The sequence below is a fragment of the Bradyrhizobium sp. in8p8 genome (genome assembly GCF_000426845.1).
Lineage (GTDB): Bacteria > Pseudomonadota > Alphaproteobacteria > Rhizobiales > Xanthobacteraceae > Bradyrhizobium > Bradyrhizobium japonicum_C.
Window position 1 is genome coordinate 176,047 of the sequence record NZ_AUGD01000010.1, and the last position, 21,791, is coordinate 197,837.

A 21,791-nucleotide genomic window follows, 5' to 3' on the forward strand; every position below is an offset into this window, starting at 1 on the left:
GCTAGTCCACCGCGTACCACCGCACCAGCCGCGGCGCGGACCAGTCAGCCATGACGGATTCGATCAGCCATCGTCCGGGGGAGCTTGCGGCGAACGCAATGCGCTGGGTTTGGCCGGGCTCGATCGCGAGCGTGTCGAGCCAGTAAGGCTTCCAGCCATCGTCAAGCTTGTCGAGCAGGCGGAAGGGGTGGCCGTGCAGGTGGAAGACGGTCGTGATCGGCGCGGGGTTTTTCAGCGCCAGCACGACGGTTCGTCCGGCCTTGGCGCGGAAGGCGGGGGAAGACTCGGTCGAGAAGCTTGCCGGCCGCGTCCAACCGGCGTCCGCTGCACCGAGCGCGACATCGAACCGCAGGGATCCCCGCAGGTCGAGCTTCTCGGGAAGGTCGTTTGAAGGGAGTGGCTGCGGCGGCCCCAGACGCGCGCGCCGGCCCAGGCTGCCGGAGACGGTGAGGCTACCGACCCGGCGCGCCTCCTTGCCGTCGTGCAGCAGGAAGGGGGCCGATCTGGCGACATCCACGAAGGCGTCGGCCCGTCCGCCCGCGGCGAGCACCAGAGCACCATTCCGCGCCGGAAACGGCTCGGCTGGCTGACCGTCGAGGGCCATGACCTGAACCTCATGGCTCTCCAATTTGACCGCTATAACAGAACGTTGCGAGCCGTTGATGAAGCGCAGCCGGAGCCGCTCGCCGGCCACAGCTGAGAGTTCGAATGAGGATCTGCCATTGACGGTGTAGAGCGATGCGGCATCCTTCGGATCCTGGCCCGGCGGAACCGCGGTGCCATCCGGCCGCAGGCGCCATTCCTCGATCAACAGGATCTCGTCACGATCAACGGCAATGGGGCCAGTCTCGCCGGCGACGATCGCAAGCGACCGTGCCGGCAGCTTCAGGCCGTCCTCGAAGAGGCGGAAGTCGGCTACGAGCGTCCCAGCATTGGGTATTGAAACAGTTGATGTTTCGGCCGAATTGGGCGCGGCGGGGGTGTGTCCTCGCAGCGAGTCCGATGCGGCCCCGCTGTTGAGGCCGTACCAGACCGGCGCAAGCGGGACAGGAAGGTCGTTCCGAAACACCAGCTCGCAGCGATCGCCCCGCTTGAGACGGACGTCTCCGAGCTGGCTTGCTGCGGCCAGTTCCCATATCGGTGTCGCCGATTGGCCGGGCCTGAGGGCCAAGGTTGATGCCCTGGCCTGAAGCGCGAGCCGGCCGGTTACCGGCGGGGTTGCGCCGCCCGCCGCCAAGCCGGCCGCGGATGCTGCGAGCCCAGCCAGAACCGCACGCCGGTGAGGGTTCGAGAACCGCGTTGTCATGACCGATCCGGACCACGCCGCGCTGGATAAGTCCAGCCATCATGCCTACTTGAAGTGCGCCTCCAACCGGCCATTTTTTTGCTGCGAACAGTCAGGCACATGCTATAAGCCCGGCCGCCCGCGGCATCGCGGCCGGTCTTGATGCAAATTAACGCGGGCGTGGCGGAACTGGTAGACGCGCTGGATTTAGGTTCCAGTGACGAAAGTTGTGGGGGTTCGAGTCCCTCCGCCCGCACCAAGCGCTTATCGCGTTTGCACGGATTACGAGACCTGCTTTCTGCGGATGATCTTCCGTCGGGAGCCGGTCCGATGAACCACCGGTGGTGAGGCGTTGCCTCGCGCCGGATCGATTAATGACAGCGTCCCGACGCATGCGTGCCGGGACCGAGCGAAAAGAAGATTGGACGCCATGCAGGTCACAGAAACCCTCTCGGAAGGCTTGAAGCACGAGTTCAAGATCAGCGTTCCCGCGTCTGATCTCGATGCCAAGGCCGGCGCCAAGCTCGTCGACCTCAAGGACAAGGTCCGGATCAACGGCTTCCGTCCGGGCAAGGTGCCCGTGGCGCACCTGAAGAAGGTCTATGGCCGCTCCGTGATGGCCGAAACCATCGACCAGACCATCCGCGACACCAACACGCAGCTCTTCTCCGAACGCGGCTTCCGCCTCGCGACCGAGCCGAAGATCACCATGCCGACGGAGCAGAAGGACGTCGAGGAGCTGCTGAGCGGCAAGACCGATCTGACCTACACCGTCGCCATCGAGGTGGTGCCGGCGATCGCACTCGCCGACTTCAAGAGCTTCCAGGTCGAGAAGCCTGTCGCCGATGTCACCGACGCCGATGTCGACGACGCGATCAAGCGCATCGCCGATTCCAACCGCACCTACGCCGCCAAGGGCGAGGGCGCCAAGGCGGAGTCGGGCGACCGCGTCACCATCAACTTCAAGGGCAGCATCAACGGCGAAGTCTTCGAGGGTGGCACCGGCGAGGGCATCCAGGTCGTGATCGGCTCCAACACCTTCATCCCGGGCTTCGAGGAGCAGCTCATCGGGATCGGCGCCAACGAGACGCGCACGCTGAAAGTGTCGTTCCCGAAGAACTACATGAACGAGAAGCTGGCCGGCCAGCCGGCGGAGTTCGAGACCACCGCGACCCTGATCGAGGCGCCGCAGGATCTGGCGATCAACGACGAGTTCGCCAAGTCGCTCGGCCTGGAATCGCTGGACAAGCTGAAGGAAGCCGCGCGCGAGCGGCTGACCGCCGAGTTCGCGACCGCGACGCGCCAGCGGGTCAAGCGCGCGCTGCTGGACCGCCTGGACGAGGCGCATCGCTTCGAGGCGCCGCCTTCGCTGGTCGATGAGGAGTTCAATCTGATGTGGAACTCGGTCAAGGCCGAGATGGACTCCGCCGGCAAGACCTTTGCCGACGAGGACACCACCGAGGACAAGGCGAAGGAAGAGTATCGCAAGATCGCGGACCGCCGCGTGCGGCTCGGTCTCGTGCTCTCCGAGATCGGCGAGAAGAACAAGATCACCGTGACCGACGACGAGGTCGGCCGCGCCGTGATCGAGCGCGCGCGCTCGATGCCCGGCCGCGAGAAGGAGGTCTGGGACTTCTACCGCAACAATGCCCAGGCGCTGGCCCAGCTTCGTGCACCCATCTACGAGGACAAGGTCGTCGACTTCATCCTGGAGCTCGCCAACGTGACCGAGAAGAAGGTCTCGCGTGAGGACCTCTACAAGGACGACGACGCGGAAAAGACCGCAGCCTGAGGGTTTGAGATAGCCCGCCATTAAGGATGATCAGCGAAGGGGCCCAGCTGGCCAGATGGCCGGCTGGGCCTCTTTGTGCGAATCAGCTTCAACTGCCCTGTCGGATTAAGCCTTAATGCGCTCCGCACTTGTCAGGCGCGAATTGGGCTATATCTGTCGGTACGCCTTCTACCTCTACCAAGTTCCTGCATCACAGGACGTCCATCCGCCCTTCCGGCAGAACCAGCACAACTGGCAGCCAGTCCCGGCGATGTCCGTCTCCGAAACCCTAGGTGACTCATGCGCGATCCGGTTGAAACCTACATGAACCTCGTGCCCATGGTGGTCGAGCAGACCAACCGTGGCGAGCGCGCCTACGACATTTTCTCGCGCCTGCTGAAAGAGCGCATCATCTTCGTGACCGGCCCCGTCGAGGACGGCATGTCGACGCTGATCGTCGCGCAGCTCTTGTTCCTTGAGGCGGAAAATCCGAAGAAGGAAATCTCGATGTACATCAACTCGCCGGGCGGCGTGGTGACGTCGGGCCTTGCGATCTACGACACCATGCAGTTCATCCGCCCACCGGTCTCGACGCTCTGCACCGGCCAAGCGGCTTCGATGGGCTCGCTGCTGCTCGCCGCCGGCGAGAAGGACATGCGCTTCTCCCTGCCGAATGCGCGGATCATGGTGCATCAGCCCTCGGGCGGGTTCCAAGGCCAGGCCACGGACATCATGCTGCACGCCCAGGAAATTCTGAATCTGAAGAAGCGGCTCAACGAGATCTACGTGAAGCACACCGGTCAGACCTACAAGTCGATCGAGGATGCGCTGGAACGAGACAAGTTCCTGACCGCGAACGATGCCAAGGAGTTCGGCTTGGTCGACAGGGTGATCGACAAGCGCGCCGAGGAGCCGGCGGCGACGAAATCCCCGTAGCACTACTGGGGCGTCACGACGATCTCTCAGGTTGCCGTGGACCCGTCAGGGCGGTGTTCACGTTAGGTCGCTTGCGCGCGTCGCAAAATGCGGTTTTGCGCCCCGCGGCAAGCGGAAAGTTCCGCTTTCGTGCTTGTTTTTCGTGGCAATCCAGCAACGCCGGGGTGATTTCGATCACTTCGCCCGTGCCAAGACCGGAAATCACGGTATTGTCACGGGTAGCCGGCGAACCCCGATTAGCGAATTCTTGATAGTCGGGTGACAGCATGGTTGGCTACGACTGATCGGCTATGATCGCGGGAGAATCGAGTGACCGTGATTCGCACGGTGTAGTAAGCGTAGGTCTTTTTTGGTACGGAATTTGCTCTACTTAAGCTTCATGCCGGCCATCGTGTCGGAATGGGGCGATCGAGCGGAACGGGATCGAACCGCGGACGGAGACATGAATGAGTAAGGTCGGCACGAGCGACTCCAAGAACACGCTGTATTGCTCGTTCTGCGGCAAGAGCCAGCACGAAGTCCGCAAACTGATCGCGGGTCCCACGGTCTTCATCTGCGACGAGTGCGTCGAGCTCTGCATGGACATCATCCGCGAGGAGAACAAGTCCTCGCTGGTCAAGTCGCGCGACGGCATCCCGACGCCGAAGGAAATCTGCAAGGTGCTGGACGACTACGTGATCGGCCAGAGCCATGCGAAGAAGGTCCTGTCGGTCGCGGTGCACAACCACTACAAGCGCCTCAACCATCAGACCAAGCACAACGACGTCGAGCTCGCGAAGTCGAACATCCTGCTGATAGGTCCGACCGGTTCGGGCAAGACGCTGCTTGCCCAGACGCTCGCGCGCATCCTGGACGTGCCGTTCACGATGGCGGACGCGACGACGCTGACCGAAGCGGGCTACGTCGGCGAGGACGTCGAGAACATCATCCTGAAGCTGCTCCAGGCCGCCGACTACAATGTCGAGCGCGCCCAGCGCGGCATCGTCTACATCGACGAGATCGACAAGATCAGCCGCAAGTCCGACAATCCCTCGATCACGCGCGACGTGTCGGGTGAGGGCGTGCAGCAGGCGTTGCTCAAGATCATGGAAGGCACGGTGGCTTCGGTCCCGCCGCAGGGCGGTCGCAAGCATCCGCAGCAGGAGTTCCTGCAGGTGGATACCACCAACATCCTGTTTATCTGCGGTGGCGCCTTCGCCGGCCTCGAGAAGATCATCTCGGCGCGCGGTCGGTCGACCTCGATCGGTTTCGGCGCCCAAGTGCTCGCGCCGGAGGACCGCCGTACCGGCGAGATCTTCCGTCACGTCGAGCCCGAGGACCTCCTGAAGTACGGCCTCATCCCCGAGTTCGTCGGCCGTCTGCCCGTCGTGGCGACGCTCGAAGATCTCGATGAGACCTCGCTGAAGAAGATTCTCACAGAGCCGAAGAACGCGCTGGTGAAACAGTACCAGCGCCTGTTTGAGATGGAGAACATCGAGCTGACCTTCGCCGACGAGGCGCTTGGCGCGGTCGCCCGCAAGGCGATCGAGCGCAAGACCGGCGCGCGCGGGCTACGCTCGATCCTCGAAGCGATCCTCCTCGAGACCATGTTCGACCTGCCGGGCCTGGAAGGTGTGGAAGAAGTCGTGATTTCCCGCGAAGTCGTGGAAGGAACGGCGCGTCCGCTCTACATCTACGCCGATCGGTCCGATCGCGCGGTCGAGAACGCCAGCGCCTGATCTGGCGGCGCTGGAATGCGCCAATTGCCTTGCCAAAATGGGCTGCGGAACTGAATCTCCGCAGCCGGTGTTGCGTCGCTTGTCGCGTTGCGTAAGCGCCTGATGGCGCGCGTTTTTCAATGACTTGACACCCCCCGGGTCGATAGCCACCTAATGTCGGCGGCGAGCGAAAATTCTCTTCAAGATTCGCCTCAGTTCCGTTCCGGCAAGCCGGTCCAACCCGCAAACGGACCGACCGGTTCTGCGGATCACCTCGGCACCTTGTGGCGGTTGCGCATGATCAGCGGGCTGCGTGCGAGGGGGCAAAGCAAAAGGAAAAGGCCATGACCAATCCCAAACCCCGGCCAACCATCGTCCATGGCGAAACGCACGCTTATCCCGTGTTGCCGCTGCGCGACATCGTCGTCTTCCCGCACATGATCGTTCCGCTCTTCGTCGGCCGCGAGAAGTCGATCCGCGCGCTGGAAGAGGTGATGAAGAACGACGCGCTGATCATGCTCGCGACGCAGAAGAACGCGTCTGACGATGATCCGGCGCCCGACGCCATCTACGAGACCGGGACGCTCGCCAGCGTGCTCCAGCTCTTGAAGCTTCCGGACGGCACCGTGAAGGTGCTGGTCGAAGGGCTCGAGCGTGCGCGCGTGGCGAAATATACCGATCGCGCCGACTATTACGAGGCGACTGCCGTCGCGCTCGCCGATACCGATGCGAAGTCGGTCGAGGCGGAAGCGCTGGCGCGTTCGGTCGTGTCCGACTTCGAGAGCTACGTGAAGCTCAACAAGAAGATCTCGGCCGAGGTCGTCGGCGTCGTGCAGGCGATCACCGATTTCGCCAAGCTCGCCGACACCGTGGCTTCGCATCTCGCCGTCAAGATTGCCGATCGTCAGGGCATCCTGGAGACGCTGTCGGTGACCACGCGCCTGGAGAAGGTGCTGGGGCTGATGGAGAGCGAGATTTCGGTGCTGCAGGTCGAGAAGCGCATCCGCTCGCGCGTCAAGCGCCAGATGGAGAAGACCCAGCGCGAGTACTATCTCAACGAGCAGATGAAGGCGATCCAGAAGGAACTCGGCGACGACGACGGTCGCGACGAGCTCGCCGATCTCGAAGAGAAGATCTCCAAGACCAAGCTTTCCAAGGAAGCGCGCGAGAAGGCGCAGCATGAATTGAAGAAGCTGCGCCAGATGTCGCCGATGTCCGCGGAAGCGACCGTCGTGCGCAATTATCTGGATTGGTTGCTGTCGATCCCGTGGAACAAGAAGTCCAAGGTGAAGAAGGATCTGGAGCAGGCGCAAGCCATCCTGGATTCCGATCACTACGGGCTGGAGAAGGTCAAGGAACGTATCGTCGAGTATCTCGCGGTGCAGTCGCGCGCCAACAAGCTGACGGGTCCGATCCTGTGCCTCGTCGGCCCTCCCGGCGTCGGCAAGACCTCGCTCGGCAAGTCGATCGCGAAGGCGACCGGGCGCGAATTCGTGCGCGTCTCGCTCGGCGGCGTGCGCGACGAAGCCGAGATCCGCGGCCATCGCCGCACCTATATCGGCTCGATGCCCGGCAAGATCATCCAGTCGATGCGGAAGGCGAAGTCGTCCAATCCGCTGTTCCTGCTGGACGAGATCGACAAGATGGGCGCCGATTTCCGCGGCGATCCGTCCTCGGCGCTGCTCGAGGTTCTCGATCCCGAGCAGAACGGGACGTTCAACGACCACTATCTCGAGGTCGACTACGATCTGTCCAACGTGATGTTCATCACGACCGCGAATACGCTCAATATTCCCGGGCCGCTGATGGACCGCATGGAGATCATCCGGATCGCGGGCTATACCGAGAATGAGAAGGTCGAGATCTCGCGCAAGCATCTGATCCCGAACGCGGTGTCCAAGCATGGCCTGGACTCCAAGGAGTTCTCGATCGACGACGACGCGCTGCTGCTGCTGATCCGCCGCTACACCCGCGAAGCGGGCGTGCGCAACCTGGAGCGTGAGCTCTCCACACTCGCCCGCAAGGCGGTGAAGGAGCTGATGATCTCCAAGAAGAAGTCGGTCAAGGTCACCGAGAAAACTCTGGAAGAGTTCCTCGGCGTGCCGAAGTACCGCTTCGGCGAGATCGAGAGCGAGCCCCAGGTCGGCATCGTCACCGGCCTTGCCTGGACCGATGTCGGCGGCGAGCTGCTGACCATCGAAGGCGTCATGATGCCCGGCAAGGGCAAGATGACGGTCACGGGCAATCTGCGCGACGTGATGAAGGAGTCGATCTCCGCGGCGGCTTCCTATGTCCGCTCGCGCGCGATCAACTATGGCGTCGAGCCGCCGCTGTTCGACAAGCGCGACATCCACGTGCACGTGCCTGAGGGCGCGACGCCGAAGGACGGCCCGTCCGCCGGCGTTGCCATGGCCACCGCGATCATCTCGGTCATGACCGGCATCCCGGTTCGCCACGATGTCGCGATGACCGGCGAGATCACGCTGCGCGGGCGCGTGCTGCCGATCGGCGGCCTCAAGGAGAAGCTGCTGGCTGCGGCCCGCGGCGGCATCAAGACTGTGCTGATCCCCGAGGACAACGCCAAGGATCTCACGGAGATTTCCGATGCGATCAAGGGCGGCATGGAGATCGTCCCGGTCTCCCGCCTCGACGACGTCGTCGCCAAGGCTCTGGTGAAGAAGCCCACACCGATCGTCTGGGAAGAGGACACCAAGGTGACGGTGAAGCCGGACGGGGATGAAGCCGCCGGCGGCCTGACCGCTCACTGAGATCGAAGCTCGGAACAATGATAAGACGGCGCCTTCGGGCGCCGTTTTTGTTTGGGTAAGGGAGGAGGCAATGCACATCGACGGCCAATGCCATTGCGGGAAGATCACGTATGAGGCCGAGATCGATCCGGAGCAGGTCTCGGTGTGCCATTGCACCGATTGCCAGGCGTTGACCGGCTCGCCGTTCCGCGTGACCGCGATCTGTGCCAAGGCCGACGTGAAGCTGACCGCCGGCACGCCCAAGGTCTACGGCAAGCGCGGCGACAACGGCCGGATGCGCTTCCAGCATTTTTGCGGCGAGTGCGGTTCCCCGCTGTTCACCAGCGGCGAGGGCGGCGAGGCCGACGATTGGGGCATCCGCTGGGGCAGCATCCGTCAGCGTGACCAATTGCGCCCCGTCAGGCAGATCTGGTGCCAGTCGGCTGCGGTGTGGATCGACGCCGTGCCGTTGCTGCCGGGCAGGCCGCAGGATTGAGGCGCTTGTGAAAAGCCCACCTTCGCCAAACGGCTGGGGCATGGCAGTCTTCGCCAGCTTTGCACCAATGAGCGTCCCGGCTGGCATGCCCAGCCGTAGCAGGCGAAGGCTGGTGGGCGGTCACGGATTCGAACCGCGGACCCTCTCGGTGTAAACGAGATGCTCTAACCAGCTGAGCTAACCGCCCCAAGCGCCCTCTTTAGCTCTCCGGCGGGGGGAGGAGCAAGGGGCGGCAACGCGCAGATCCGGCTCATTTGACCGCTTTGCTGGCCTCCAACGTGATATCACCGCCGGGAAAGTGATTGAGGAAGCCGATGCAACAGCCCAGCGGACACGAGCAGAACGCCGACCAGATCGCCTATTGGAACGGCCCGAGCGGACAGCGCTGGGCCGATCGCCATACAGCGCAGGAGAGCCTGCTTGGCCCCATTGCCGGCGTGCTGATCGAGCGCGCGAGGCCGAAGCCGGGTGAGCGCGTCCTCGATGTCGGTTGCGGCTCCGGCGCGACGACCTTCGCCTTCGCGAAGGCGGTGGCACCCGACGGATTCGCGCTCGGCCTCGATGTGTCCGAACCGATGCTGGCGCAGGCGCGCGCGCTTGCGCCAAAGGGCCTGCCGCTCGACTTCGTGCTGGCGGATGCGACGGTGTATCCGTTCGAGCCGGCGAGCTTCGATCTGCTCGCCTCGCGCTTCGGCGTGATGTTCTTCGCCGATCCCATCGCGTCCTTCACCAATCTGCGTCGCGCACTGAAGCCGTCCGGGCGCCTCGCGTTTGCCTGCTGGCGCGAGCCGAAGGAGAACCCGTGGATGATGGCGCCGCTGATGGCGGTCTACAAGCATGTGCCGAAAATGCCGCCGGTTGGTCCCGAAGAGCCGGGCCCGTTCGCCTTCGCATCGGAGGAGCGCGTGATGCGCATCCTTAAAGGCGCGGGCTTCGTGGATGTGGCAATGGAGCCGCGCAATCTTCCGATGGATATCGCGATCGGCGACGGGCTCGATGCCGCCGTGGACGGCTCGCTGCAGATCGGCCCCGCCAGCCGCGCGCTTCAGGGCCATCCGCCGGAGACCTACGAGGCCGCCAAGGCCTCGATCCGCGAGACGCTCGCGCCGTTCCTGAAGGACCGGTCGGTTGAGTTGCAGGGTGCGATCTGGATCGTGACGGCGAAGGCCGCGTAGGACACGGCGCTCTCTCCGCGTCATTGCGTGGAGCACTTGCGACGAAGCAATCCAGACTGTCTCTGCGGAGGCAGTCTGGATTGCTTCGCGGAGCCTGTCATCGGGCCGGGCTTCGCCCGGACCCGTTGGCTCGCGATGACAGCGTGGAGGCGCCAGCGCGCCCCTCACACCACATCATCCGGCGCCAGCGCGCAGCCATTGTCGGGGTGCGTCTCGACCTGAAGCGTGGTGTGGCCGATGCGATAGGTCGTCTTCAGGATCTGCGCCGTCTCCACCAGGAATGCGTCGCCGCTGCCTGCGGGCATGACGAGATGGCAGGTCAGCGCCGTCTCGGTGGTCGAGATCGGCCAGACGTGGAGATCGTGGATCCCTGAGACGCCGGGACGCGCGAGCAAAAACGCCCTGATCGCGGCGAGGTCGGTGCCCCTGGGTGCGGCTGCCATCGACATGTCGATGGAGCCCCGCAAGAGGCTCGTCGTGCTCCAGAGGATGGTGGCGCAGATGACGAGGCTGGTGACGGGGTCGAGCCACAGCCAGCCGGTCCAGATGATCAGCGCCGCCGAGACCACGACGCCGAGCGAGACCGCGGCGTCCGCGGCCATGTGCAGGTACGCGCCCTCGATGTTGAGGTCGTCCTTGCGGCCGCGCGCGAACAGCAGGGCGGTAAAACCGTTGATGAGGATGCCGATGCCCGCGACCACCATCACCGTGATGCCCGCAACCGGCTCGGGGTGTTGCAGGCGCAGGATCGCCTCCCAGCCGATTGCGCCGGTCGCGACCAGCAGGAAGACCGCATTCGCCAGTGCCGCGAGGATGGTGGAGGCGCGCAGGCCATAGGTGAAGCGGCCGCTCGGCGCGCGCTTCGCCGCGATCGAGGCGCCCCAGGCCACGACCAGGCCAAGCACGTCGGACAGATTATGGCCGGCGTCCGCCAGCAAAGCGGTGGAGTTGCCGATATAGCCGTAAGTCGCCTCGGCCACCACCAGCGCGATGTTGAGCGTAATGCCGATCGCGAACGCCTTGCCGAAGCTCGCGGGCGTATGGACGTGCCCATGAGCTTGGCCATGACCATGCGAATGGCTTGCATGATTATGTTGGTGATGCCCGTGATGGTCGTGATCGGCCACCTCTAGCGCTCCGCGGATGCTGCCAAATCAGGCGCCATTGTAGGCGTTTCGCCTGCGACGTCACGGCGGAACAGCACGTAGAGCGCCGGAAGCACCAGGAGCGTCAGCACAGTCGATGAGATGATGCCGCCGATCACCACGGTCGCGAGCGGCCGCTGCACCTCGGCGCCGGCGCCGGTGGCGAGCGCCATCGGCACGAAGCCGAGGGAGGCCACGAGAGCGGTCATCAGCACCGGCCGCAACCGCGTCAGCGCGCCCTCGCGCACGGCATCCACGACGGACCGCCCCTCGCCGCGCAGCCGCTCGATGAAGGCGATGATGACGAGGCCGTTGAGCACGGCGACACCCGACAGTGCGATGAAGCCGACCCCGGCGCTGATGGACAAGGGAATGTCGCGCAGCAGGAGTGCGGCGACACCACCCGTCAGTGCCAGCGGTACGCCGGAGAACACCAGCGCCGCATCCGCCGCCGACCCCATGCCCATGAATAGCAGCAGGAACACCAGCAACAAGGCCACCGGCACGACGATCGCCAGTCGCTTGGTCGCGGAGACAAGCTGCTCGAACTGTCCGCCCCAGCCGATGAAGTAGCCCGGCGGCAGCTTGACCTTCTCGGCCACGGCCGCCTCGGCCTCGGCGACGAAGGAGCCGAGATCGCGGGCACGGACATTGGCGGTCACGACGATGCGCCGTTTGCCGTTCTCTCGGCTGATCTGGTTGGGCCCCGGCGTCGCATCGACTGTTGCGACCGACGAGAGCGGCACATAGCGCATCTGCGTGAGCGGCGAAGCGGCCAGCGCGGTACGAATGGCCGTGCCGGAGCCGGCGTCCTCACCGGGCGGCAGCGGAATCGGGATGGCCCTTATCGCCTCGAGATTGCCGCGCAGGTGCTCGGGCAGGCGGACCACGATCTCGAAGCGGCGATCGCCCTCGAACAGCTTGCCGGCCGACTTGCCGCCCACCGCGATCTCGACGATGCCCTGCACTTCGGCGACACTGAGGCCGTAGCGGGCGAGCGCCTGACGGTCGAGGCGGACGGTGAGGATCGGCAGGCCCGCGACCTGCTCGATCTTGACGTCGCTGGCGCCGCGGATGCCGCGGATCGCGCCCTCCACCTGTTTTGCGGCGCCTTGCAGGATGTCGAGATCGTCGCCGAATATCTTGACGCCGACGTCGGTGCGCACGCCCGAGATCAGCTCGTTGACGCGGAACTGGATCGGCTGGGAGAGTTCATAGGCACTGCCGGGAATCTCGTCCGCGGCATGGTCGATCGCCTCGATCACCGCCGATTTCGACTTGTGCGGATCGGGCCATTCGGCGCGCGGTTTCAGCATCACGTATCCGTCGGTCTGCGCCGGCGACATCGGGTCCGTCGCGATCTCCGCGGTGCCTATGCGGGTGAAGAATTCCTTCACTTCGGGAATCTGCATGACGCGCTTCTCCAGCGCCTTTTGCAGGTCCAGCGATTGGGTGAGGCTGGTGCCGGGAATCCGGATCGAGGCCAGCGCCACGTCGCCTTCGTCCAGGCTCGGAATGAACTCGCCGCCCATGCGCGAAGCGGCGATGCCGCTCGCGAGCACGATGGCCACGGCCATGACGGCGACCGCGGCGCGATTGTCGATGGCAAAGTGGAGCAGGGGCAGATAGGCGCGCTTCGCCGCGCGCATGAACAGGTTCTCGTGCTCGGAGACCTTGCCGGTCACGAAAATCGCAACGGCCGCCGGCACGAAGGTGATGGAGAACAGCACCGCAGCGCCGAGTGCCATCAGCACGGTCAGTGCCATCGGGGTGAACATCTTGCCTTCGACACCGGTCAGCGTCAGCACCGGCAGATAGACCACCGCGATGATCAGCGTTCCGAACAGGCTCGGCTTGATGACCTCGCTCGACCCGCGCAGGATGGCCCGCAACCGTTCGGCGGTCGTGAGCAGCCCCCCTTTCTCGCGCTGAGCTACGGCCAGCATGCGCAGGCAGTTTTCGACGATGATCACCGCACCGTCGACGATGATGCCGAAGTCGATCGCGCCCAGGCTCATCAGGTTGGCGCTGACCTTGGCCTCGACCATGCCGGTGATGGTCATGGCCATGGACAGGGGAATGACGCAGGCCGTCACCAACGCGGCGCGGATGTTGCCGAGGATCAGGAACAGCACGGCGACCACGAGCGCCGCGCCTTCAAGCAGGTTGTTCCGGACGGTGCGGATTGTGGCCTCGACCAGATCGGTGCGGTCGTAGACGGTCCGCGTCACGACGCCCTCGGGCAGCGATTTGGCGATGTCTTCGAGCCGGGCTGCGACGCGGCCTGCCACGGTGCGACTATTCTCGCCGATCAGCAGCATGGCGGTGCCGAGCACGGTCTCCTCGCCATTGCGCGTCGCGGCGCCCGTGCGCAAATCGCGGCCTTCCCTGACAGTCGCGACGTCTCTGATCCTGACGGGATTGCCGCCGCGCGAGCCGATGACGATGTCCTGGATCTCGGCGATATTGCCGACCTGGCCGGGAGAGCGAACCAGGTATTGCTCCCCGTTGCGCTCGATATAGCCGGCGCCCACATTGGCGTTGTTGGCTGCGAGCGCCGTCATGACGTCGCGAAAGCCGAGCCGGTAGGCCATCAGCTTGCCGGGATCCGGCAGCACGTGGAACTGCCGCTCGAAGCCGCCGATGGTGTTGACCTCGATCACCCCAGGCACGTTGCGAAGCTGCGGCCGGATGATCCAGTCCTGCACGGTGCGCAGATCGGTCAACGAATAATCGTGGCCGGCTTGCGTCTTGGCGCCCGGCTTGGCCTCGACGGTGTACATGAAGATCTCGCCGAGCCCGGTGGAGATCGGCCCGATCGCAACCTCGACGCTCGCCGGCAGCTGGTCCTTCACCTGCTGGATCCGTTCCCCGACGAGCTGACGGGCGAAGTAAATGTCGGTACCGTCCTTGAAGACCACCGTCACCTGGCTGAGGCCGTAGCGCGACAGCGAGCGGGTGTAGTCGAGCTTGGGCAGGCCGCCCATCGCGGTCTCGACCGGGAAGGTGATGCGCTGCTCGGTCTCGAGCGGCGAATAGCCTGGCGCGCGGGTGTTGATCTGGACCTGGACGTTGGTGATGTCAGGCACGGCGTCGATCGGAAGGCGCTGGAAATTCCATGCGCCGAAGGCGAGGGCGCCCAGCGCGAGCAGGAGGACCAGCCAGCGCTGATGCAGCGAGAGGGCGATCAGACGCTCAATCATGCTCGGCCTCGCCCTTGCCCATCTCCGCCTTCACGACGAAGCTGTTCTCCGCAACGTAGTGCTCGCCGGCCGCGAGGCCGGCCTTGATCTCAACGTGTCGCGGATCTGAATCCCCTGTTTCGACGGGGCGTGCCTCGATCTTGTCGCCGTCCTCGCGGACGAACACGATGGTCTTGTTGTCCAGCGTCTGGATCGCGCTGCGGCGCACGGCAACCGCGACGTTGCGTTCGGCGAGGATCAGCCGCGCCGTGACGAACAGGCCGGGCCGCAAGCGTCCGTCAGGATTTTGCAGCACGACGCGCGCCAGCGCCGTCTGGGTCTCGCTGCTGCCGATCGGCGCCATGTAGGAGATCGTGCCCTTGATCTCGCCGCGGCCGTCATCGGGATCGATCAGCACCTCGTCATTGAGGCGGACGCGCCTCAAGTCCTGCCGGTAGATCGACAGATCGACCCAGATGGTGGAGAGGTCCGCGACGACGAAGGCCGGCTTCTGCTCGGAGGCATACTCGCCGAGCGAGATCTGCCGTTCGATGATCGTGCCGGCGATCGGCGCCTTCAGCTCGTAGACGGTGAGGCTCTGGTTGCTCTCGATCGCGGCGAGCAGATCGTCCTTGGCGACCCTGTCGCCGATGCGCTTCAGGATGGATTTGACCACGCCCGGAAAGCGCGGGGTCACCTGCACCACGGCTTCCTGGTTGGCGCGCAGGATGCCATTGAAAGCGAGGGTGTCGGTCAGCGTGGCGCCGGCGGCTTCGGCCAGCGTGACGCCTGCGGCTGCAAGCTTGACGTCGGAGATGCGGATGCGGTCGGCGCCGTGCTCGTCCTGCTCGACACGGTCGTTCGGTTTCTTGTGTTCGGAATGTTCGGCCGGTTCGGTGTGAGCGAGCTTGCCCGGTGCGAGCAGGGAATAGCCGTAAGCGCCGAGCGCGGCCGCAACGATGGCAACGACGATGGTCGAGAACGTCCTCATCGTGCGCTCTCCCGCGCCAGCGTGAATGGATTACCGACGAGGCCCTCGATGATCGCAACGCCGGCATGGAAATTCTGCAGCGCCTCCTGCTCGCGCAGCCGGGCCTGGGTGACGCTGGCCTGGGCGTCGAGCACCTCGAGCAGGGTGAAGCGGCCCTGGCCGTAGCCTTGCGAGATCGCCTCGGACGCTTCGACGGCCTTGGGAATGGCAGTCTCGCGCAGCACCGCGAGCTCGCGCAGCGAGCCGTGAAGCGAGTCATAGGCGCGGCCGGCGATCACGATCAGCGTGTTGCGATTGGCCTCGCGCTCGGCCCTGGTCTTGGCGAGGCTTTCCTGTGCCGAAAGGATGTTGCCCTGGTTCTGGTCGAACACGGGGATCGGCACCGAGAGTGTCAGCCGCGCCGCATCGTCGCCCGTTTCGTGGAAGTGGCGCCAGCCAGCCCCGATGCGCACGTCCGGATAGGGCCTGAGGCGCGCCAGCAGCAGCTCGGCATTGCGCTGTGCGTAAACCGCGGTCCAGCGCACCAGCTGCGGGTTGGCGTCGATGGCGGCGATCACCGCCTGGAACGCGGGCGGCCGTCCGGTGGTGTCGAGTCGGCCGGAGACCTCGCCGAACTTGGCGGCGGGATCGCCCATCAGCACCGCAAGCTCGCGCCGGGCGCTGGCCAGACTCGCCTTGAAGCGCTCGCGATCGGCCTTCACGAGGGCGGAGGCGACCTCGGCGCGCCCGGTCTCGGCCGGCGAGGAGGCGCCGGCCTCGACGCGGCGGCGCAGCAGCGGCGTCAGCCGGTCGATCGCGGCAATCTGCTCATCGAGGATCTGGATGCGCCGCTGCGCGCCAAGCACGCTGAGGAAGGCGATCGCGGTCTCCGACAGCACCTCCAGCCGGATCGCCTTGCGCTGTATCGCGGCGACCTCGACGCCAGCTGTTCCGGCCGCAATCCGCGCTTCGCGCTTGCCGAACAGCTCGAAAGCCTGGCTGATCTGCAGTGTGGTCTCCGCCGACCGCGTTCCGCGATACCTGCCGGAGCCGAATGAATCGTCCTGTTCATAGGACAGTTCCGGATTGAGCAGGGCACCGGCCTGGATGCGCTGGCCGGTGGCAATGCCGATGTCGCGCTCAGCCGCGGTCAGCCGCGGGCTCGCGGCCAGCGCGCGCGACAGCGCGCTGCGCATCGTCAAAGTCTGGGCGTGAGACGGTGCAAGTGCCGATCCAACGATCAGACACGCCGCCGCGAGCGCCACGCGCGCGGCCATTCCCCTGCGAAACATGAAACCGACCTGTGAAGGATGAACCTAATGGGCGCGGAACGCCCGACCAATCCGTTCAGGCAATCTGCTTGGGAGGGGGAGAGTCGGTATCGGGGATGATGCCGGCCAGCCGGGATGCATGTTGCGGGCGAGTTGCCGACACAAGCAGCGTCGATGTGGTCGGTGGCACCGGCTGTGTTACCGCCAGGGAGAAGCAGCCATGGCAATGATGTCCGCCGATGGCCTTGTGATCGCTGCCGCCCGTGGCGTCATCCAGGACCGCCGCGATCTCCGAACCGCCCCCCGGCGTGGTGACGTCGATGTCGTGTGCGCCATGCAGCGCCCCTGCGAGCAGATAGACAACCGCGATCAGCACGGAGAGCAATCCGCGCCAGGTGCGCGGACGGCAAGTTCCTGAGGGCTGGCGGTTCGCGCGCACGACGTCACTCTGGTTGCGGTCTTGGCCCGACGTAGCATAACGGCGGGAACAGTGTCGACCCGCAACATTGTTACGTCCCAGGGACAATTGCCGCAGCGCATATTGGCGCCCTGTCTCTCACTGGCGGGCAATGACGCGCCGCTGTGAGGGCATGGCATCCGTGACTTCGGTGGCGACCGGCTCGGCTACGGCGCCGCCATCGTCTGCCGGCACGGTAATGACGGCGCGACAGCTCGCCTCCATGGCCCGTTCGAGCCATTTGATCGCTTCGTCGATCCATTGATCGTGGTGCTCGGGATCGGCAATGGCCTTCTCCCGGAATGCATTCGCCTGGTGCAGGCACGCCGTTCTGCGATCCACGCGCCTCTCCTGATCTGAGGTTCCACCCCGATCGCATCTTTGATGATCACGGCCCCGCCGTCGTTAACATAGGACAGGTCGAGGCGGACGCAGCACGGAAAGGCCCCAGCCGGTCTGACCGGCTGAGGCCTTCGTGCTCACAATCTCTATCCTCGGGACTCGAGCAGGTAACCCTCATCCCGCCACTTCGTTCCCGCCGATATGTCCAATTTGGAACGTTCCTCTTACCTCGCGATTAGCGACCAGAAGAAACTGAGGAGGATGGACTATGGACGGACTGATTTATCTGATCGGCTTGATCGTCGTCATCATGGCGATCCTGTCATTCTTCGGCCTGCGCTGAGAGCGCCGCGATGACGGTTGAAACTCTCATGCGCGAAGAGATCATGGAAGGCGGCCTGGTGAGTGAGACGCCTCGTGCAATCCAGTGGAGTTCGGTCTTCGCTGGTGCTCTCGCGGCTGGCGCTATGTCCTTCATCCTGATCGGCTTCGGAGTGGCCGTCGGCCTGGGTGTCAGTTCGGCCTCGCCGACATGGCGCGACGCCTCGGCCGCGCTCGCGTTGCTCTCCGGACTGTATCTGATCATTCAGGCGATCGTCAGCTTCGGCTTCGGCGGTTACATCGCTGGCCGGACGACCCGTCCGGCGCCCGCGCTCGCAACGATCGAAGACGATGGCGAGCGGCGAGACGGCCTGCACGGGCTGACCGCCTGGGCCCTGGCGGTGCTGGCTGGCGCCGCTCTGCTCGCTCTTCTCGGGGCCGCCGCGATCGACCGTTCGCCGATGCGCAGCTCAGCGAGCAACGCTTCCGCGGCCGAGCCTTTGTTGAGCTATGAGCTCGACAAGCTGTTCCGCGCCCCGCGTCGCGCCCCAAACCTCGATCTCAGGGACGCGCGGGCGGAAGCGGGACGCATTCTGATGACGTCGTCAAGCCACAGCGGCGTGAGCGCCGATGACCGCACCTACCTTGTGCAACAGGTCGCAGCTGCGACGGGACTGGCGGCCCCGGACGCCGAGCGGCGGGTCGATGCGGTGATCGCAGACTCCAGGACCGCCATCAACCGTGCACGGCGCAATTCGATCATCGTGGCGTTCTCGATCGCAGCCGCGACCCTTATCGGTGCCGCGGTCGCCTGGGCTGCAGCCGTCGCCGGCGGACGGCATCGTGATGGAGACCCGCTGCCGAACTGGATGGCGAGCTCCAATCGCTTCCACCGCAATCCGCGGGCGATGCCGGTGCCGTAAGCTCCAACACAAATGGCCGGGCCCAGCCCGGCCATAAGGTTGCGGGGAAGCTTCAGGCCCGCTCCTCCCAGATCATCGCCAGATGCACGATGGTCTGCACCGCCTTTTCCATGTCCTGCCGGCTGACCCATTCGAGCCGCGAATGAAACGCATGCTCGCCGGCGAAGATGTTGGGGCAGGGCAGGCCCATGAAGGACAGCCGCGAGCCGTCGGTACCGCCGCGGATCGCTGTGCGCATCGGGCGCAGGCCGGCGCGGCGGATGGCTTCGATGGCGTATTCGAGAACGTGCGGGTGACGGTCGATCACCTGCTTCATGTTGCGGTACTGCTCCTTGACCTCGAACTTGTAGGTCGAGCGCGGATAATCCTTCATCACGTCCTTGACGATGGTCTCGAGCAGGACCTCCTTCTCCTTGAGACCTTCCTCGGTGAAGTCGCGCACGATGAAGGAGAGCGTCGCCTGTTCGAGCGCGCCCTCGATGCCGATGGGGTGCAGAAAGCCCTGCTTGCCCGAGGTCGTCTCCGGCGAGCAGCCTTCCTTCGGCAGGCGTTCGATGATGGCCGCCGCGATCTTGATTGCGTGCTCCATCTTGCCTTTGGCGTAGCCGGGATGGGCGCTGACGCCATTGATGGTGATGGTGGCGCCGTCGGCCGAGAAGGTCTCGTCCTCGACGCAGCCCGCACTCTCGCCGTCCATGGTGTAACCGAAATCGGCGCCCAGCTTCTTCAGGTCGACATTGTCGACGCCGCGGCCGATCTCCTCGTCCGGCGTGAACAGGATCTTGATGGTGCCGTGCTTCACGTCGGGATTGTTGATGAAGAAATGCGCGGCATCCATGATCTCGGCGACGCCGGCCTTGTTGTCGGCCCCCAAAAGCGTCGTGCCGTCGGTGGTGATGATGTCGTTGCCGATCTGGTTCTTCAGTGCGGGGTGCTCGGCGAAGCGGATCACCTGGCTGCTGTCCCCCGGCAGCGTGATGTCGCCGCCGCGATAATTCTTCACGACCTGCGGCTTGACGTCCTTGCCGGTGACATCCGGCGAAGTGTCCATGTGCGAGCAGAAGCAGATCACCGGCACCTTCTTGTCGGTGTTCGCCGGGATCGTTGCGTAGACATAGCCGTATTCGTCGAGATGCGCGTCCTCAACGCCCATGGCCTTCAGCTCGGCAGCGAGCACGCGGCCGAGATCCTTCTGTTTCTCGGTGGATGGCGAGGTGGGGGATTCCGGATCGGACTGGGTATCGATGGTGACGTAGCGCAGGAAGCGCTCGGTCACGGTGTGCGTAAAGGAGAGGGAGGACATTTCTGGTCAACCGCCGGGTCTTTGGGGAAGCTGGCGGTATATCAGAAAAGCGAGCCGGATGCGGCCGGACGGAGGTTTGATCAGCCTTAACGAAGTGTAAGCGGTCAGATCGCCTCTTTCAGCTCCTTGACCGGACGAAAGGCGACCTTCCTGGTTGCCTTGATGTGGATCGCTTCGCCGGTGGCAGGATTGCGGCCGGTGCGGGCGGCGCGCTTGCGGACCTGGAAGATGCCGAGGCCGACGATGCGGACCCGGTCGCCCTTCTTGAGGTGCTTCACGATCAGCTCGACCATGTCCGTCAGCACGGCCTCGGCGTGCTTTTTCGACAGGTCCCGGCGCTCCGCGATGTCAGCGGCGAGCTGCTTGAGCGTGACGGTGGCAGGCGCGGCTGTCTTCTTTGCCGAATCCTTCTTGGCCATGACTGCCTCCTCAATCCAATGGCAGGGAAGCCCCGGAAAAGCCGGAACGCGTGGGGAGACCCATTAAGTCCTGGAAGGGGTAGACGATTCGAGCGCGAGCTGACTATGCCGAGAGTTCCCGCTTGGCACCGCAATGACGCGCGAAGATGCATGCGCGCCGAAGAAATCAGGCTAAGACTATGATGGGATTGCCAAAATGGCGCGAGAGACGGGGCTCGAACCCGCGACCTCCGGCGTGACAGGCCATCCCTTACGCTAGTTAGATCAAGGGCCGTTCCAACTTTCCCGCCGTCAAAAGGCGGTGGCTTCTCCCCAGAAGTTGGAACGCCAATATGCTGATCCCAATCACAGACGTTGAGCTTTACCTTCTACTTGGCTGGTCGCTCGCCGACGAGCCAACATGCAGCTTCGCACGCGTCATTCCGCCGAAGGCGCCGCGCGATGAGTAAGAGACTCTCAGCGCTTGGCGCCGTCCCCCGCGCCCCCCTGCAGGCGGCAGAGCGAGGCAAGCTCCCGAAACCCTCGCGCACGGCCGGGCTATCGCGGCGATCGAGGGGAGAGCTGGAATTTCTTCGCTCTGCATGGTCGGCGGCCGGCGCAGCAGCTCGACAGAAGTTTTTGGCCGAGCTGATCGGCTCGATCAGCCGGACGGCGAAGCAACATAGCACGCTCTCGTTCACCCCTGAACACGAAGGCGCCTTCAAGTCCTACCTGAAGGCGCACGTCGTCGCATCGCCGGGCTCGCGAGTTCAGTCGTCAGTTTTCTATGAGCACTACCGAGGCATCTGCCTTGGACACGGTGACGAGCCCATCTCTCACACGCAATTCTCGCGAACACTCAAGCGGCTTGGCTATCAGAAATTTCACTCGAACACGGTCTGGTGGCTCGGTGTCAGGCTGTCGGGTGACGCGAAATGAACGCGTGCATGCTTTCGGGAGCTTGCCATCCTCCCACGGGAAGATGGCATCGGGAGCATAAACGTCAATCAGATCAACGCGTGGGAGGATGCGGGAGCTTATTGTCACATGTCACACGTGCGCGCGGGCGCGCGCGCGGACGACACCGTAGCAGAGATGTTGATCGCTCTTATGTGCGCGTAAACAAGCTCCCTATCCTCCCATTTTTAGATCAAGCTCCCACGGTCTTTGATTTTACTTTCTATTTTCCGAACGATGGTTGCACCGGCAACCATTCAAGCTCCCATCATCCTCCCGATGATCCTCCCGTCGAGGAGTGTTGCCGAAATGGCACCGAGGGTAGAGAGGGTTTGGCGATGGTTCGAAAAAACCATCGCGGAACAATTCTGCAAGCTCAGGCAATGGCTTGTCGGTCAAGCGCGAGGGTAGAGAG

At 64.4% G+C, this 21,791-nt stretch carries 18 protein-coding genes and 2 tRNA genes; 9 read left to right on the forward strand and 11 right to left on the reverse strand.

What is annotated here, in order from left to right; all coding sequences use genetic code 11:
- Position 1: 1 nt before the first annotated feature.
- The gene (locus K408_RS0124865) at positions 2-1,306 is read right to left on the reverse strand and encodes a multicopper oxidase family protein (protein WP_024341197.1); all 1,305 of its coding nucleotides are present in this window, start codon (positions 1,304-1,306) and stop codon (positions 2-4) included.
- Positions 1,307-1,459: 153 nt separating this feature from the next.
- On the opposite strand from K408_RS0124865, the gene K408_RS0124870 reads away from it, so the two are divergent.
- The 3 genes from K408_RS0124870 to K408_RS0124880 all read left to right on the forward strand — a co-directional run bounded on the left by K408_RS0124870 (position 1,460) and on the right by K408_RS0124880 (position 3,992).
- Positions 1,460-1,544 (forward strand) — tRNA-Leu (locus tag K408_RS0124870).
- A 171-nt stretch (positions 1,545-1,715) separates the two neighbouring features.
- Positions 1,716-3,077, forward strand: coding sequence for a trigger factor (tig, locus tag K408_RS0124875; RefSeq protein ID WP_024341198.1), 1,362 nt, complete (start codon positions 1,716-1,718; stop codon positions 3,075-3,077).
- Between the two features lie 279 nt (positions 3,078-3,356).
- Entirely contained in the window at positions 3,357-3,992 is a 636-nt protein-coding gene (locus tag K408_RS0124880) for an ATP-dependent Clp protease proteolytic subunit (protein ID WP_024341199.1), read from the forward strand.
- Between the two features lie 13 nt (positions 3,993-4,005).
- Here K408_RS0124880 and K408_RS42265 read toward each other — a convergent pair whose 3' ends face one another.
- Positions 4,006-4,260, reverse strand: coding sequence for a hypothetical protein (locus tag K408_RS42265; protein ID WP_155248614.1), 255 nt, complete (start codon positions 4,258-4,260; stop codon positions 4,006-4,008).
- 178 nt (positions 4,261-4,438) lie between these two features.
- Here K408_RS42265 and clpX point away from each other — a divergent pair, with 178 nt between their 5' ends.
- From clpX to K408_RS0124895, 3 genes are all read left to right on the forward strand, one after another.
- On the forward strand, positions 4,439-5,710 hold the full coding sequence (clpX, locus tag K408_RS0124885; RefSeq protein ID WP_008547851.1) for an ATP-dependent Clp protease ATP-binding subunit ClpX: 1,272 nt from the start codon (positions 4,439-4,441) through the stop codon (positions 5,708-5,710).
- Between the two features lie 323 nt (positions 5,711-6,033).
- Positions 6,034-8,457, forward strand: a complete 2,424-nt coding sequence (lon, locus tag K408_RS0124890; protein ID WP_024341200.1) for an endopeptidase La — start codon at positions 6,034-6,036, stop codon at positions 8,455-8,457.
- 70 nt (positions 8,458-8,527) lie between these two features.
- Positions 8,528-8,932 (forward strand): GFA family protein, encoded by a 405-nt coding sequence (locus K408_RS0124895; RefSeq protein ID WP_024341201.1) that lies wholly within the window; start codon positions 8,528-8,530, stop codon positions 8,930-8,932.
- A gap of 110 nt (positions 8,933-9,042) precedes the next feature.
- Here the strand turns inward: K408_RS0124895 and K408_RS0124900 are convergent.
- Positions 9,043-9,119: transfer RNA gene (locus tag K408_RS0124900), tRNA-Val, on the reverse strand.
- Positions 9,120-9,246: 127 nt separating this feature from the next.
- On the opposite strand from K408_RS0124900, the gene K408_RS0124905 reads away from it, so the two are divergent.
- Positions 9,247-10,107 carry a class I SAM-dependent methyltransferase gene (locus K408_RS0124905; protein ID WP_024341202.1) on the forward strand — a complete coding sequence of 287 codons (861 nt, stop codon included), beginning with the start codon at positions 9,247-9,249 and terminating at the stop codon, positions 10,105-10,107.
- Positions 10,108-10,271: 164 nt separating this feature from the next.
- Here K408_RS0124905 and K408_RS0124910 read toward each other — a convergent pair whose 3' ends face one another.
- The 6 genes from K408_RS0124910 to K408_RS38655 all read right to left on the reverse strand — a co-directional run bounded on the left by K408_RS0124910 (position 10,272) and on the right by K408_RS38655 (position 17,474).
- Positions 10,272-11,234 (reverse strand): cation diffusion facilitator family transporter, encoded by a 963-nt coding sequence (locus K408_RS0124910; RefSeq protein WP_024341203.1) that lies wholly within the window; start codon positions 11,232-11,234, stop codon positions 10,272-10,274.
- A gap of 2 nt (positions 11,235-11,236) precedes the next feature.
- The gene (locus K408_RS0124915; RefSeq protein WP_024341204.1) at positions 11,237-14,455 is read right to left on the reverse strand and encodes an efflux RND transporter permease subunit; all 3,219 of its coding nucleotides are present in this window, start codon (positions 14,453-14,455) and stop codon (positions 11,237-11,239) included.
- Positions 14,448-15,425: a divalent metal ion exporter adaptor subunit IhpB gene (gene ihpB, locus K408_RS0124920; RefSeq protein ID WP_024341205.1), complete on the reverse strand. Its 978-nt coding sequence runs from the start codon at positions 15,423-15,425 to the stop codon at positions 14,448-14,450. The genes K408_RS0124915 and ihpB overlap by 8 nt, the downstream gene beginning before the upstream one ends.
- Positions 15,422-16,696, reverse strand: coding sequence for a divalent metal ion exporter subunit IhpA (gene ihpA, locus K408_RS0124925; RefSeq protein ID WP_024341206.1), 1,275 nt, complete (start codon positions 16,694-16,696; stop codon positions 15,422-15,424). The genes ihpB and ihpA overlap by 4 nt, the downstream gene beginning before the upstream one ends.
- Positions 16,697-16,751: 55 nt before the next feature.
- Positions 16,752-17,114: a hypothetical protein gene (locus K408_RS0124930; protein WP_024341207.1), complete on the reverse strand. Its 363-nt coding sequence runs from the start codon at positions 17,112-17,114 to the stop codon at positions 16,752-16,754.
- A gap of 117 nt (positions 17,115-17,231) precedes the next feature.
- Positions 17,232-17,474, reverse strand: coding sequence for a hypothetical protein (locus tag K408_RS38655; RefSeq protein WP_024341208.1), 243 nt, complete (start codon positions 17,472-17,474; stop codon positions 17,232-17,234).
- A 353-nt stretch (positions 17,475-17,827) separates the two neighbouring features.
- Between K408_RS38655 and K408_RS0124940 the strand changes: the two genes are divergently transcribed.
- Positions 17,828-18,718, forward strand: a complete 891-nt coding sequence (locus tag K408_RS0124940; RefSeq protein ID WP_024341209.1) for a hypothetical protein — start codon at positions 17,828-17,830, stop codon at positions 18,716-18,718.
- Between the two features lie 52 nt (positions 18,719-18,770).
- Here K408_RS0124940 and pepT read toward each other — a convergent pair whose 3' ends face one another.
- Both pepT and K408_RS0124950 read right to left on the reverse strand, forming a co-directional pair.
- Complete coding sequence (pepT, locus tag K408_RS0124945; RefSeq protein ID WP_024341210.1) at positions 18,771-20,021, reverse strand: peptidase T; 1,251 nt, start codon at positions 20,019-20,021, stop codon at positions 18,771-18,773.
- 104 nt (positions 20,022-20,125) lie between these two features.
- Positions 20,126-20,440 carry an HU family DNA-binding protein gene (locus K408_RS0124950; protein WP_024341211.1) on the reverse strand — a complete coding sequence of 105 codons (315 nt, stop codon included), beginning with the start codon at positions 20,438-20,440 and terminating at the stop codon, positions 20,126-20,128.
- A gap of 618 nt (positions 20,441-21,058) precedes the next feature.
- Here K408_RS0124950 and K408_RS0124960 point away from each other — a divergent pair.
- Positions 21,059-21,358 (forward strand): hypothetical protein, encoded by a 300-nt coding sequence (locus K408_RS0124960; RefSeq protein ID WP_024341212.1) that lies wholly within the window; start codon positions 21,059-21,061, stop codon positions 21,356-21,358.
- Positions 21,359-21,791: the final 433 nt, after the last annotated feature.

Coding starts and splice junctions, on each gene's coding strand:
- K408_RS0124950 (WP_024341211.1), bottom strand. CDS start 20,440: ATGGCCAAGAAGGATTCGGCAAAGAAGACAGCCGCGCCTGCCACCGTC.
- K408_RS0124905 (WP_024341202.1), top strand. CDS start 9,247: ATGCAACAGCCCAGCGGACACGAGCAGAACGCCGACCAGATCGCCTAT.
- tig (WP_024341198.1), top strand. CDS start 1,716: ATGCAGGTCACAGAAACCCTCTCGGAAGGCTTGAAGCACGAGTTCAAG.
- pepT (WP_024341210.1), bottom strand. CDS start 20,021: ATGTCCTCCCTCTCCTTTACGCACACCGTGACCGAGCGCTTCCTGCGC.
- clpX (WP_008547851.1), top strand. CDS start 4,439: ATGAGTAAGGTCGGCACGAGCGACTCCAAGAACACGCTGTATTGCTCG.
- K408_RS0124865 (WP_024341197.1), bottom strand. CDS start 1,306: ATGACAACGCGGTTCTCGAACCCTCACCGGCGTGCGGTTCTGGCTGGG.
- lon (WP_024341200.1), top strand. CDS start 6,034: ATGACCAATCCCAAACCCCGGCCAACCATCGTCCATGGCGAAACGCAC.
- K408_RS0124880 (WP_024341199.1), top strand. CDS start 3,357: ATGCGCGATCCGGTTGAAACCTACATGAACCTCGTGCCCATGGTGGTC.
- K408_RS0124895 (WP_024341201.1), top strand. CDS start 8,528: ATGCACATCGACGGCCAATGCCATTGCGGGAAGATCACGTATGAGGCC.
- K408_RS0124940 (WP_024341209.1), top strand. CDS start 17,828: ATGACGGTTGAAACTCTCATGCGCGAAGAGATCATGGAAGGCGGCCTG.
- ihpB (WP_024341205.1), bottom strand. CDS start 15,425: ATGAGGACGTTCTCGACCATCGTCGTTGCCATCGTTGCGGCCGCGCTC.
- K408_RS42265 (WP_155248614.1), bottom strand. CDS start 4,260: ATGCTGTCACCCGACTATCAAGAATTCGCTAATCGGGGTTCGCCGGCT.
- ihpA (WP_024341206.1), bottom strand. CDS start 16,696: ATGTTTCGCAGGGGAATGGCCGCGCGCGTGGCGCTCGCGGCGGCGTGT.
- K408_RS0124915 (WP_024341204.1), bottom strand. CDS start 14,455: ATGATTGAGCGTCTGATCGCCCTCTCGCTGCATCAGCGCTGGCTGGTC.